The organism is Photobacterium sp. SP02, assembly GCF_038519165.1.
Lineage (GTDB): Bacteria > Pseudomonadota > Gammaproteobacteria > Enterobacterales > Vibrionaceae > Photobacterium > Photobacterium halotolerans.
In genome coordinates this window covers 22,969-35,264 of the sequence record NZ_JASJOJ010000018.1, presented here as the reverse complement: position 1 = coordinate 35,264, position 12,296 = coordinate 22,969, and the positions used below count along the sequence as shown (strand labels likewise).

The following is a 12,296-nucleotide window of genomic DNA, read 5'->3' as shown; positions in this document are numbered from 1 at the left end:
AAACCCTTTATGTGGGGCTTTTTTGATCTGTAAAGCTAGGTAAGGCAAATTGCCCCTGGCGGCGTACATCTGCCAGAATGAATGGCAGTTGCGCCCGGGCGAATGTGCCAGTAAGGTGTGCGGGAACTTTGCGCTTTTTTTGGGGTCAGTAATTCTTTAGGCTTCTATGTCCATAGAATATAAATAGTTCTGAACACAGGATGGGTAAATTGGCTGCATCCGGTACGGTTCAGAGCAGAGATGACCTTGTCACAGACAGAGGAGTACACGCTCGAATGAGCGAGCAGTTAACTGACCAGGCACTGATTGAGCGAGTACAACGAGGGGACAAGCAAGCCTTTAATTTACTGGTCGTCAAGTACCAGAACAAGGTTTGCAACCTGATTGCCCGTTATGTTGGCAATTCCGGTGATGTGCCGGATGTGGCGCAGGAAGCCTTTATCAAAGCTTACCGTGCGCTACCGTCTTTTCGTGGGGAAAGTGCATTTTATACTTGGCTATATCGCATAGCTGTGAACACAGCAAAAAATTACTTGGTGGCTCAGGGGCGCCGTCCGCCTGCAACAGACGTGGATGCGGAAGATGCCGAGTACTATGAAAATGGCAGTGCATTAAAAGAAATTTCGAACCCTGAGAACCAAATGTTGTCAGATGAATTGAAGCGGGTGGTATTCAGTACCATAGAAAGCCTCCCGGATGATTTGAAAACCGCAATTACGCTTCGCGAACTTGAAGGATTGAGTTACGAGGAAATTGCGGAAGTCATGGGCTGTCCGGTGGGTACGGTACGTTCCCGTATTTTCCGGGCTCGGGAGGCGGTAGAAAAACGTATTGCCCCCCTAATGCAGCGCTAATATTTGGGCCAAACGGTGACAAAGATGGCTGATAAAGAAAAGATTTCGGCTTTGCTTGATGGCGAAGACGTTGATCAAAGTATCATAAACCAGCTTCTGGTGGATGATAATGCAAAGCAAAGCTGGCAAGCTTATCAATTGATGAGCGATGTGATGCACGGTGAAGCGCCGGGGCACCCCAAGTGGGATATCGCCGGCAATGTGGCGATGGCGCTCGACAATGAACCCGCGCACAGCCTTGCTGACGCAGACAGTGTCGCAGCGTCGGCGAATGTGGTGTCTCTGCCGCATGTGGAGCAACCAACGCCTCATCAGGCACGTCGTACTATGCCGGCCTGGCTGACACAATTTGGTCAGGTGGCATTAGCTGCCTGTGTTTCTTTGGCAGTGATTGTCGGCGTACAACAATATAACGGTGGTGAAGAGGCTGGGTTAGCGAGTGATGCTAATACTCAGGTGCCTGTTTTACAGACCATTCCTTTTGCCGGAACTGCTGAACCAGTCAGCCTGACGCGGGATTCTGTTCGTACCCGGACTGAATCGCCAAGCGAAGCACAACTGATGGAACAAAGACGTCGCATTAATGCGATGTTGCAGGACTATGAGTTGCAACTGCGCCTGAATGCGGAAGACGGCAGTCTGGATAGAACCCTGTTGGAATCACACTGATTCGTGGCGGTGATATGAAGAAAATTCTGGTCGGTGCTCTGACACTGGTCAGCTTGGCTATGCCTTGGCAAGCCTCTGCGGAAGAAGACGCTATGACTTCTGCAGAGGCTTTGTTGCATCAAATGGATCAGGCAACCAGGCAGTTGAGCTATGAGGTGTCTTACATCCTCATCAAGAAAAACAGTATTGAACCCTTACGTTATCGCCATGCAGTAGAGGATGGCGAGACATTTGCACACCTGGTGTACCTCAGCGGCCCGCCGCGTGAGGTTATTCAGCGTGGCAAAGAAGTCAGTTACTTTGAGCCTGGACTGGACCCGTTTACCATCGACAGCAATCGCATGGTGGCCCCTTTGCCGCCGATTATGCGTACCAATGTCGCAGAGCTGGCCCAGTTTTATGACTTCATCCCCATGGGACGATCCCGTGAGGCGGGAACCGCCTGTGATGTGGTACGTATCGCGCCCAAAGACGGTGCCCGCTATTCCTACCTGTTGTGGATGGACACCCGTTCTCATTTAGTCTTGCGGGCAGATTTGCTGGATCGGGATGGTGAGCCTTTAGAGCAGTACCGCGCAGTGTCTTTTGTGGTGAATGACAAAGTGGCCGATATTCTGGAAAGCCTGAAATCAGTGAAACTGCCGGAAGTGGTGCAGTTACCGCCACAGCCACAGGTGGACTTGTCCTGGCAGGTCGACTGGCTGCCGCTGGGCTTTGAAAGTATTTCACATAACCGGCACCGCCTGATGCTTACCGAGCGCCCGGTGGAAAGCCAGATGTACACGGACGGCCTGTTCAGTTTCTCTATTTATGTCTCGGCAGCCGATGGCTTCAGTGTGCGGGAGCAACTGGTTCGCCAGGGACGCCGTACGCTGCACAGCCAGTTACTGAAAGACAAAGAGATCACTGTTGTCGGTGATATACCGCCGGCAACGGCACGCCGGGTGGCTGAGTCGGTCTCTTTTCAGGGAGCCAGCCAGCCATGATGCATTCACTGGCCACAGTGGTGGCCGTTGATAAAAAGCAGATCACCGTCAGTTGCCAGCAGCAAACCAGCTGCGGATCCTGTGCCTCGCAAAACAGCTGTGGCACAGGCGTGGTCAGCAAAGTCCTGCCTGGTCGCCAGCATCAGCTGACGTTATCGACGACCCATATTAATGATCCTATTCACATCGGTCAGCTGGTCGAAATCGGCTTATCTGAACGCAGCGTGCTGCAATCTGCGCTGCTGGTTTACGTACTGCCGCTAGTGTGCCTGCTGTTGGGGACCTTGCTCGGCCAGTGGTGGTTTGTTGAGCTGGCTGGCGGGGGCGAAGGGGGCGTGATTGCCTGTGCCCTTGCCGGTGGCGCGATAGGACTGCTGATGGCGCGATATCACGCCAGAAGATTATCGGCCCTGGGGGATTATCAACCCAGCCTGATTCGGGTGCTCGGAAAGCCTGTCGCGGAGGGGCTGGAAACAAATGCGCTATCGAAAGATAGCAGCAGCCGTTGAAATTCGGTAGAATCTGCCAACTTGATCGTAAGATCCCATTCATTTTTTAATCACGAGTTAGTCACGCCAATTCATGAAGCACATTCGTAACTTTTCGATTATTGCACATATCGACCACGGTAAGTCGACGTTATCTGACCGCTTGATTCAAGTCTGCGGTGGCCTTTCCGATCGTGAAATGGCTGCGCAAGTGCTTGATTCAATGGATCTGGAGCGTGAACGTGGCATCACCATCAAGGCCCAGAGCGTGACGCTCAATTACACGGCAAAAGATGGTGAAACCTATCAACTGAACTTTATCGACACACCGGGACACGTAGACTTTTCCTATGAAGTCTCCCGTTCGCTGGCGGCCTGTGAAGGTGCGCTGCTGGTGGTCGATGCCGGTCAGGGTGTGGAAGCCCAGACACTGGCTAACTGTTATACCGCGATTGAAATGGATCTGGAAGTTGTGCCGATCCTGAACAAAATCGATCTGCCAGCGGCTGATCCTGAGCGTGTCGCGGAAGAAATTGAAGAAATCGTCGGCATCGACGCGATAGAAGCCACCCGTTGCTCAGCCAAAACTGGTCTGGGCGTTGACGAGGTGCTGGAAAATATCGTGCGTTCGATTCCTGCGCCGGAAGGCGACCCGGATGCGCCGCCTCAGGCGCTGATCATCGACTCCTGGTTCGATAACTACCTTGGTGTTGTTTCTCTGGTCCGCATTAAAAACGGCGCCCTGAAGAAGAACGATAAGATCAAGGTCATGAGCACAGGACAGAGCTGGAACGTGGACCGTATCGGTATCTTTACCCCGAAACAGGTGGATAAAGACATACTGAGAACGGGCGAAGTGGGCTGGGTGGTCTGCGGTATTAAAGATATCCTGGGCGCGCCGGTGGGCGATACCCTGACACTGGCGAAGAACGGCTGTGAAAAGGCGCTGCCAGGCTTTAAGAAAGTGAAACCTCAGGTGTATGCAGGCCTGTTCCCGGTATCGTCTGACGATTATGAGAACTTCCGTGATGCACTGGGCAAACTGAGCCTGAATGATGCTTCACTGTTCTACGAACCGGAAAGCTCTGCCGCTCTGGGCTTTGGCTTCCGCTGTGGTTTCCTTGGCATGTTGCACATGGAAATCATTCAGGAGCGTCTGGAGCGTGAATACGATCTGGATCTGATCACCACAGCACCGACTGTAGTGTATGAGGTGAAGAAAAGTAACGGCGACATGCTGTATGTTGACAGCCCGGCCAAACTGCCGCCTATCAATGATATTGAAGTCATTGGTGAGCCGATTGCCCGCTGTAACATTCTGGTGCCAAGCGAATACCTGGGTAACGTGATTACACTGTGTGTTGAAAAACGCGGCTCTCAGGTCGACATGGTTTACCACGGTAATCAGGTTGCGCTGACTTATGACATTCCGATGTCAGAAGTGGTACTGGATTTCTTCGACCGTCTGAAGTCAACATCGCGCGGCTATGCGTCTCTGGATTACGGCTTCCAGCGTTACCAGGAATCCGACATGGTTCGGGTCGATATCCTGTTAAACGGCGATCGTGTTGATGCACTGGCTATTATTACCCATAAAGACCATGCGCAATCGCGTGGTCGTGATGTGGTCGAGAAAATGAGGGAGTTCATTCCCCGCCAGATGTTTGATATCGCGATTCAGGCAGCGATCGGTAACCACATTATCGCTCGCTCGACCGTGAAACAGTTACGCAAAAACGTTATCGCCAAGTGTTATGGTGGTGACGTGAGCCGTAAGAAAAAACTGCTGCAGAAGCAGAAAGAAGGTAAAAAGCGCATGAAGCAGATCGGCAATGTCGAACTGCCGCAGGAAGCCTTCCTCGCCATACTGCATGTAGGTAAAGACAAATAATTCGAGTCCGCCTTCCGCCGCATTATGCGGCGGAATGGTTAGGGTCTTCAGACCCTGAGAGACCATGAAAAATTCATCATAGGGACATTAGGAACAGCAATGGCAAATCTGTTTTCGTTAATTTTAGTGCTGGCAACCATAGTGACCGGGATTATCTGGGCACTGGACCGGTTCCTCTGGGCACCTAAGCGTCAGTTGAAAATCGACGCTGCGGCGGCCAATGCCGGTGGCCAGGTGGATGCTAAAACCTTAGAAGCCGTTGCGCCACAGCCTGGCTGGGTTGAATCGACCAGCTCTATGTTCCCTGTGATAGCGCTTATCATGGTGTTTCGCTCGTTTATATATGAGCCGTTCCAGATCCCATCCGGATCGATGATGCCGACATTGCTGGTTGGCGATTTCATCCTGGTTGAAAAATTTGCTTATGGTCTGCGCGATCCTGTATTTCGTCATAAACTGGTGGAAACCGGTGAACCTGAACGTGGAGACATTGCTGTCTTTAAATACCCGGTAAACCCTAATGTTGATTACATTAAACGCGTTGTGGGATTGCCGGGCGATTTGGTTCGTTATAGTGACAATAAGCAGATCTGTATTGCACCCAAAGGCACCACAGAATGTAAACCTGTCATGATGAGCCAGATGCACGATAGTGATTTCGTTCAGAACAGAACCCGGTTGATCCAGTTTACTGAGCAGCTTGGTGAGGCGAAACACGACATTCTGATCCATCCGCTAAGACCGAATCAGACGTTTGATTATCAACCGCGTCCCGGGCTGGCTGAATGGGTGGTGCCTGAAGGTCACTACTTTGTGATGGGTGACAATCGTGATAACAGTGCGGACAGCCGCTACTGGGGATTCGTGCCGGAAGCAAATCTGGTTGGCAAGGCGGTCGGGATCTGGATCAGCTTTGAATTTGAACGAAGTGCCGATAGTGTACTTCCCTCTTGGATTCCTACCGGTGTGCGCTTCAGCCGCATCGGAGGCATAGACTGATCGGGAAAAAATGACATCTCCTGTACAAAGACTCCAGCGTAAGCTGGGACACGAATTTAAGAACAGCGAATTACTGACCCTGGCGCTGACACACAGAAGCGCCAACGGGACGCACAACGAGCGTCTGGAGTTCCTGGGTGACTCTATCCTGAGCTTTGTGATTGCCGATGAGTTATATCATCGCTTCCCTAAAGTCGACGAAGGCGATATGAGCCGGATGCGCGCCACTCTGGTCCGGGGCAAAACGCTGGCTGAATTAGGCCGCGAATTCGAGCTGGGTGACCATCTGTTGCTGGGGCCGGGCGAACTGAAAAGCGGCGGTTATCGCCGCGATTCCATTCTGGCTGACTGTGTCGAAGCCATTATTGGGGCAATTTACCTCGACAGTGACATCGAATGTGTCCGCCATATCGTTTTGAGCTGGTACCAGAGTCGTCTGGACACCATACAACCCGGTATAAACCAGAAAGACCCGAAAACCCGTCTGCAGGAATGCCTTCAGGGGCGTCGATTGCCGCTTCCGGCATATACTGTAACTAAGGTACAGGGTGAAGCACACAATCAGGAATTCACTGTACAGTGCGACGTCTCGGGGCTGGATAACCCTGTGGTTGGTAAAGGCGGTAGTCGGCGCAAGGCTGAGCAGGCTGCGGCAGAACTGGCATTGAAGCAGTTAGAATCATGACAGATAAAACACATTGTGGCTTTATTGCCATCGTCGGCCGTCCGAATGTCGGTAAATCAACACTGCTGAACCGTCTGGTCGGGCAGAAGTTGTCGATCACCTCGCGTAAACCGCAGACTACCCGCCACCGTATCATGGGCGTGGATACCCGAGACGGTTACCAGGCTGTGTATGTGGATACCCCCGGGCTGCATATCGAGGAAAAGCGCACCATTAACCGCCTGATGAACCGTGCGGCCAGCAGCTCGCTGACCGATGTTGAGCTGGTGCTGTTTCTGGTGGACGGCACCATGTGGACGCCGGACGATGAAATGGTGCTCAACAAGCTGGCGAAAAGCGGTCTGCCTGTGGTGCTGCTGGTCAATAAAGTCGATAACGTCAAAATGAAGTACGATCTGTTCCCGCATATGCAGGAGCTGGCGAAAAAAATGGACTTCAAGGCTATCGTCCCCATTGCCGCCAAGCACGGTACCGGTATTGAAGATGTTGAAAAGATAGTCCGCGGTTGTTTGCCGGAAGGGGAGTATTACTTCCCGGAAGAGTACGTGACAGATCGCTCACAGCGTTTTATGGCCTCGGAAATCATCCGTGAAAAACTGATGCGTTTTACCGGCGAAGAGCTGCCGTATTCTGTGACCGTTGACATCGAACGTTTTGACTATAATCCGGAAACCGATGGCTTTGATATCAACGGTCTGATTCTGGTTGAGCGTAAAGGCCAGAAGAAGATGGTGATAGGCAAAGGTGGCGAGAAAATCAAAACCATTGGCCGCGAAGCCCGTCTCGACATGGAAGATCTGTTCGAGCGCAAGGTGTACCTTGAGCTGTGGGTGAAAGTGAAATCCGGTTGGGCAGATGACGAACGCGCCCTGCGTAGTCTTGGCTATATCGACGATCTTTAAGGACAGCGATGGAAGGGTTGCAGCGCTGTTTTGTTCTGCACTCTCGTCACTACAGTGAGACGAGCCTGATCCTGGACGTCTTCAGTGAAGAGTCCGGTCGGATCACCCTGATGGCTAAAGGTGCCCGCCGCAAGCGCTCCAATCTCAAAGGAGCGCTTCAGCCATTTACCCCCCTATTTATTAAATGGACTGGCCGAGGCAGTATGCCGGTTCTGACCCACGCCGAGCCTATCAGTATCGGGCTGCCCATGCGCAGCTATATCCTGTATTCCGCCTTGTATGTGAACGAGATTCTGGCTCGGGTACTGGAAGTTCAGACGCCTTATCCTGCCTTGTTTCTTGATTATCTCAATGTGCTGAGAGAGCTTGCTCAGGCGGACAATCCCGAACCCGCACTACGCCGCTTTGAACTGGCGCTGCTGGATCACTTGGGTTACGGTGTGGACTTTCTTCATTGTGCCGGCAGCGGGCTGCCGGTTGACGATGAAATGACGTATAACTACCGGGAGCAAAGAGGTTTTATTGCTTCTATGGTTGCCGGCCAGCTGACGTTTACCGGACGGCAACTGAAAGCCATTGCCGCCCGGCATTTTGAATCCCAGGATCAGCTCAGGGCAGCAAAGCGCTTTACACGCATGGCCCTGAAACCGTATCTTGGCAGCAAACCATTAAAAAGCAGGGAATTGTTTGTCCCTAGAGGAAGGAGTACCGCTACATGAAGAATATACTGCTCGGCGTCAATATCGACCACGTTGCGACTTTACGTAATGCCCGCGGCACCCGGTACCCGGATCCGGTGCATGCGGCAGAAGTGGCAGAACGCGCAGGCGCTGATGGTATTACCATTCATTTACGCGAAGATCGTCGTCATATTACTGACCGCGATGTCCGCATTCTGCGCGACACCATTCAGACGCGTATGAATCTGGAAATGGCCGTGACCGATGAGATGGTGCAGATAGCGCTGGATACCCAACCTGAGTTCGTCTGCCTGGTGCCGGAAAAACGAGAAGAGCTGACCACAGAAGGTGGCCTGGATGTGGTGGGGCAGCTGGACAAAGTGAAAGCGGCAACTGAAAAGCTGACCGCGGCAGGCATTCTGGTCTCTCTGTTCATTGATGCCGATCGCGCGCAAATCGATGCCGCGGTGGCCTGTGGTGCGCCTTATATCGAGCTGCATACCGGCCATTACGCCGATGCGGCATCGGAAACTGAGCAACAGGCCGAGCTGAAGAAAATTGCCGCTGCGGCCAGTTATGCCCATGATCAGGGTATCAAAGTCAATGCCGGCCACGGTCTGACCTATCACAATGTCAAACCGATTGCCGCCCTGCCGGAGATTTACGAGCTCAATATTGGTCATGCGATTATCGGCCGCGCCGTGTTTGACGGCCTGCATAAAGCCGTGGCAGACATGAAAGCTGTGATGCTGGAAGCGCGCTGGTAACATGGCCATCGTCGGATTGGGGACAGACATTGCTGAAATTGCCCGTGTCGAAAATGTACTCGCCCGTGCCGGCGAGACGTTTGCCCGGCGGGTACTGACACCTGAAGAGTTAACCATTTTCAGCCAGCATAAGCAGGCCGGCCGCTATCTGGCCAAGCGTTTTGCCGTGAAAGAAGCGGCCGCCAAAGCGCTGGGAACTGGCATAGCCTGCGGTGTTTCGTTTCAGGATTTTACCGTCACCAATAACGAACGCGGCAAGCCAGAATTGGCACTGGCCGGCAAAGCGGCCGAACTGGCCGCGCAGATGGCGGTCCGCCATATTCACCTGACCATTGCCGATGAAAAACACTATGCCGTGGCAACCGTGATCCTGGAGTCGGGCTGAAAGCGCAATCAGTCCGCCGGAGATAAAGAAAGGGAAACGTTGTTTCCCTTTTTTTGACGAAAAAACTCGAGGACTGAACAAGATTTGACGTAAGAGCCTCAAAGGTGGGGGCTGGTATTGGCATGTCACTCACCTGCCGGCTGCCCAAAGCATGAAGCCAAGCAGAAAGGAGCATCCTTTCTGCTTGATGGGGTTTACTGCCGGTAAGCCTGAGATGCTCTGACCACATTGTTCATTTCGTCGATTAATTCGAACAGTTCCGGTTCCAGCTCGGTGGCTGAACTCCCGGCTTTGAGCTGGGTTTCCAGGGTGTAGCAGAGGTTTTTCAGCCTTGGCACGCCACTGTAGGCGCAACTGCCATGCAGTTTGTGGATGGACGGCCACAGGTCAATGTTTTTGCCGTCCAGCACTTCATTGACCAGCATTTCCACTTCGGGCATAAAATCGAGCAGCATCTGCAGCATGTCCCGGGCCAGCCCTTCTTTGCCTGCGGCCTGTTTCAGTGCCAGATCCCAGTCCCAACTGACGTTATTGTTCACTGTATCTGGCTTAACGGATGGCGCTGTGGCAGCCACGGCAGGTGCTGAACTGTTGCTCTGGGGCTGCGGAATCCATTTGGCCAGCATCTGCTGCAAAATCTGTTCTTCAATGGGCTTGGTCAGGTAATCGTCCATACCGGCACGAAGCAAGCGTTCACGTTCGCCAGCCATTGCATGGGCTGTGACTGCGATGACGGGCGTATGGCTGTTCAGCGTGGTTTCATGAATCGCCTCACAGGCTCTGACGCCGTCCATCTCAGGCATCTGAATATCCATGAAGACTAAATCAAAGGCTTTCTGCTGGGCGTATTCCACGGCTTTACGGCCGCCGGTGGCGGTAATCACGGTTTCTACCCGTTCACTGAGCAGGGCAGCGATCAGTTTCAGGTTGGCCGGGTTGTCATCGACTGCCATAACGGTGAGCGGCAGCAGGGCATCGTTCGCGGCAGCCAGTGGCAGTGGTTCGGGCTCTTCCTGTTGATCTGTCTGGCCAATCAAGGCATCAAACAGTTTACGCCGGGCCAGCGGTTTACCCAGACAAGCCGTCACACCGGCACTGAGCAAGCGTTCCGACAAGGCCAGCTCTGTGGTGGGCAGGCACACCAGGACTTTATCGGCCAGTTGCTCGGCTTTAAAGACTTTATCCAGAATTGTTGCCAGCGGCGGCTGTTCGCCCGGTGACAGGCAGAGCAGGGCAAAGTCGTGATGTTCGACATCGTCCTCCGGCATGTCGGCCCGGTAGGTCACATCCAGTCCCGCCTGCAGCAGGCGTTGCTGCAGCACGTTGGCCGCCTGCAGATTGGGTTCGATCAGCAGCAGGTGGCGGTTTTTCAGCTCGCTGGTATCGATAGGCTGAGATACCGGCAGGTCAGTTTTGGTCAGTTTGAGGGTGAACCAGAAGGTGGAACCCTGGTGCAGGCGACTGGTCAGGCTGATCTCGCCGCCCATCTGAGTAACCAGTTTCTGGGTGATCACCAGCCCCAGCCCGGTTCCGCCATAGCGGCGTGAAATGCTGGCATCAGCCTGGCTGAAGGCCTGGAATAATTGCGCTTGCTGGCGCTCTGAAATCCCAATCCCGGTATCGCGGACCATGAATTGCAATTCGAGGCTCTCATCGCGATCGGCTTTGAGCTCCACGGCTATGTCTATGTTGCCGCGCTCGGTAAATTTCACTGAGTTACCGATCAGATTAGTCAGCACTTGCTGAATACGCAGCGGGTCACCAATCAGGCCGGTTGGGATGCGCTGATCAACCCGCAGAGTCAGTTCCAGGCCTTTCTCATGGGCGCTGGGTGCCAGCAGGCGCATGACTTCATCCAGCGAGTCGGTGAAGTCGAACGGAATGTTTTCCAGCAGCAGCTTACCGGCTTCCAGTTTGGAAAAGTCCAGGATGTCATTGATGATGGTCAGCAGGTTGTTAGCGGATTTTTCTATCGTCAGCAGGTAATCGTGCTGGCTGGCACTGAGCCGGGTTTTGAGCATCTGGCGGGTAAAGCCAATGACGCCGTTCAGCGGTGTGCGCAGTTCGTGAGACATATTGGCCAGAAATTCGGATTTGACCCGGGCAGCTTCCTGAGCGCGTTTCTTGGCAATATCCAGCTCAACGTTCTGTATTTCCAGCTGCTCAAGGGTTTCACGCAGATCAGACGTGGCCTGATCGATGCTTTGCTGCATTTCGATATGGTAGTCAGACAGCGAAATGGCCATGGCATTGATACCGTTTTTCAGGTTATCCAGCTCACCCAGCAATTCACCTTCAATCCGGATATCGAGATGCCCGCGGCGAATTCTGTCCACAACACTGATCATGTGCGAGATCGGGCGGGTGACATCCCGCATCAGGCGATAGGCAAACAATCCCGACAGGATCAGGCCCAGCAGCAAGACCATCAGCGCAGTGAACACTTCCTGATACTGCTGCAGCCGCAGCGGGCTCATGTCCATTTCAATGGCGATGTAACCCAGCGCCCTGGCCTGAAACCCTGGGGCGGACAGGTTACTTTGCTGTGCTTCTGTCAGTATAGGGGCCCGCATGATCATGGTGCTGTCATTGATGATGATGTCAGGCAGGAAGGGGATCGGCTGATCATCGGGGAACATCAGTGCCTCAAAATTCCGGTGGAAATTTGAGGTCACAAACAGCTCATTATTGCCGTCAAATACCGCGATACTGCGTACAATATCGGAATGCTTGCGATGGGCATAACTGATGATGCGTCTGACCGCTTCACGGTTATGATCTGCCATGCCGTATTCGGTGGCAATCGCCAGCGGCTCTATGATGCTGGTGCCGGTTGCAATCAGCTGATGCTCCAGATCACGGTAGCGGCTCAATGTGAAAAATGCGCTCAATAGCAGGCCAATGATCAGGGTTGGTGCTAATGTCAGGGTGAAAACCCGGGCGCGAAGTCCGTATTTGGTCATGGTTACAAGAATTCGATTCTGTGGGAG

12 protein-coding genes are annotated in these 12,296 nt (G+C 53.2%); 11 read left to right on the top strand and 1 reads right to left on the bottom strand.

Going from position 1 to position 12,296, the window contains the following annotated elements; genetic code table 11:
- The first annotated feature begins 275 nt into the window (after window positions 1-275).
- The 11 genes from rpoE (at window position 276) to acpS (ending at window position 9,306) form a co-directional block, all read left to right on the top strand.
- On the top strand, window positions 276-854 hold the full coding sequence (gene rpoE / locus P0Y67_RS10020) for an RNA polymerase sigma factor RpoE (RefSeq protein ID WP_027253576.1): 579 nt from the start codon (window positions 276-278) through the stop codon (window positions 852-854).
- 24 nt (window positions 855-878) lie between these two features.
- Window positions 879-1,523, top strand: a complete 645-nt coding sequence (locus tag P0Y67_RS10015) for a sigma-E factor negative regulatory protein (RefSeq protein WP_342391757.1) — start codon at window positions 879-881, stop codon at window positions 1,521-1,523.
- A gap of 14 nt (window positions 1,524-1,537) precedes the next feature.
- Window positions 1,538-2,509, top strand: coding sequence for a sigma-E factor regulatory protein RseB (gene rseB, locus P0Y67_RS10010; protein ID WP_342391756.1), 972 nt, complete (start codon window positions 1,538-1,540; stop codon window positions 2,507-2,509).
- A complete protein-coding gene (locus P0Y67_RS10005) occupies window positions 2,506-3,018 on the top strand; it encodes a SoxR reducing system RseC family protein (protein WP_342391755.1) in 513 nt (170 codons plus the stop codon). Before rseB ends, P0Y67_RS10005 begins: the two co-directional genes overlap by 4 nt.
- A gap of 73 nt (window positions 3,019-3,091) precedes the next feature.
- Entirely contained in the window at window positions 3,092-4,888 is a 1,797-nt protein-coding gene (lepA, locus tag P0Y67_RS10000) for a translation elongation factor 4 (protein WP_342391754.1), read from the top strand.
- 99 nt (window positions 4,889-4,987) lie between these two features.
- Window positions 4,988-5,887: a signal peptidase I gene (gene lepB / locus P0Y67_RS09995; protein WP_027253571.1), complete on the top strand. Its 900-nt coding sequence runs from the start codon at window positions 4,988-4,990 to the stop codon at window positions 5,885-5,887.
- A 10-nt stretch (window positions 5,888-5,897) separates the two neighbouring features.
- Complete coding sequence (gene rnc, locus P0Y67_RS09990) at window positions 5,898-6,572, top strand: ribonuclease III (protein WP_027253570.1); 675 nt, start codon at window positions 5,898-5,900, stop codon at window positions 6,570-6,572.
- Entirely contained in the window at window positions 6,569-7,474 is a 906-nt protein-coding gene (gene era / locus P0Y67_RS09985; RefSeq protein ID WP_192015730.1) for a GTPase Era, read from the top strand. The genes rnc and era overlap by 4 nt, the downstream gene beginning before the upstream one ends.
- An 8-nt stretch (window positions 7,475-7,482) precedes the next feature.
- Window positions 7,483-8,193 carry a DNA repair protein RecO gene (recO, locus tag P0Y67_RS09980; protein WP_027253568.1) on the top strand — a complete coding sequence of 237 codons (711 nt, stop codon included), beginning with the start codon at window positions 7,483-7,485 and terminating at the stop codon, window positions 8,191-8,193.
- Window positions 8,190-8,921, top strand: coding sequence for a pyridoxine 5'-phosphate synthase (gene pdxJ, locus P0Y67_RS09975; protein WP_342391753.1), 732 nt, complete (start codon window positions 8,190-8,192; stop codon window positions 8,919-8,921). Before recO ends, pdxJ begins: the two co-directional genes overlap by 4 nt.
- Window position 8,922: 1 nt before the next feature.
- A complete protein-coding gene (acpS, locus tag P0Y67_RS09970; RefSeq protein WP_342391752.1) occupies window positions 8,923-9,306 on the top strand; it encodes a holo-ACP synthase in 384 nt (127 codons plus the stop codon).
- A gap of 194 nt (window positions 9,307-9,500) precedes the next feature.
- Here acpS and barA read toward each other — a convergent pair whose 3' ends face one another.
- Window positions 9,501-12,269 carry a two-component sensor histidine kinase BarA gene (gene barA / locus P0Y67_RS09965; RefSeq protein ID WP_342391751.1) on the bottom strand — a complete coding sequence of 923 codons (2,769 nt, stop codon included), beginning with the start codon at window positions 12,267-12,269 and terminating at the stop codon, window positions 9,501-9,503.
- Window positions 12,270-12,296 lie beyond the last annotated feature (27 nt).

Excerpts from the sequence above, each read along its gene's own strand:
- rpoE (WP_027253576.1), top strand. The coding sequence starts at position 276 with ATGAGCGAGCAGTTAACTGACCAGGCACTGATTGAGCGAGTACAACGA.
- P0Y67_RS10015 (WP_342391757.1), top strand. The coding sequence starts at position 879 with ATGGCTGATAAAGAAAAGATTTCGGCTTTGCTTGATGGCGAAGACGTT.
- rseB (WP_342391756.1), top strand. The coding sequence starts at position 1,538 with ATGAAGAAAATTCTGGTCGGTGCTCTGACACTGGTCAGCTTGGCTATG.
- P0Y67_RS10005 (WP_342391755.1), top strand. The coding sequence starts at position 2,506 with ATGATGCATTCACTGGCCACAGTGGTGGCCGTTGATAAAAAGCAGATC.
- lepA (WP_342391754.1), top strand. The coding sequence starts at position 3,092 with ATGAAGCACATTCGTAACTTTTCGATTATTGCACATATCGACCACGGT.
- lepB (WP_027253571.1), top strand. The coding sequence starts at position 4,988 with ATGGCAAATCTGTTTTCGTTAATTTTAGTGCTGGCAACCATAGTGACC.
- rnc (WP_027253570.1), top strand. The coding sequence starts at position 5,898 with ATGACATCTCCTGTACAAAGACTCCAGCGTAAGCTGGGACACGAATTT.
- era (WP_192015730.1), top strand. The coding sequence starts at position 6,569 with ATGACAGATAAAACACATTGTGGCTTTATTGCCATCGTCGGCCGTCCG.
- recO (WP_027253568.1), top strand. The coding sequence starts at position 7,483 with ATGGAAGGGTTGCAGCGCTGTTTTGTTCTGCACTCTCGTCACTACAGT.
- pdxJ (WP_342391753.1), top strand. The coding sequence starts at position 8,190 with ATGAAGAATATACTGCTCGGCGTCAATATCGACCACGTTGCGACTTTA.
- acpS (WP_342391752.1), top strand. The coding sequence starts at position 8,923 with ATGGCCATCGTCGGATTGGGGACAGACATTGCTGAAATTGCCCGTGTC.
- barA (WP_342391751.1), bottom strand. The coding sequence starts at position 12,269 with ATGACCAAATACGGACTTCGCGCCCGGGTTTTCACCCTGACATTAGCA.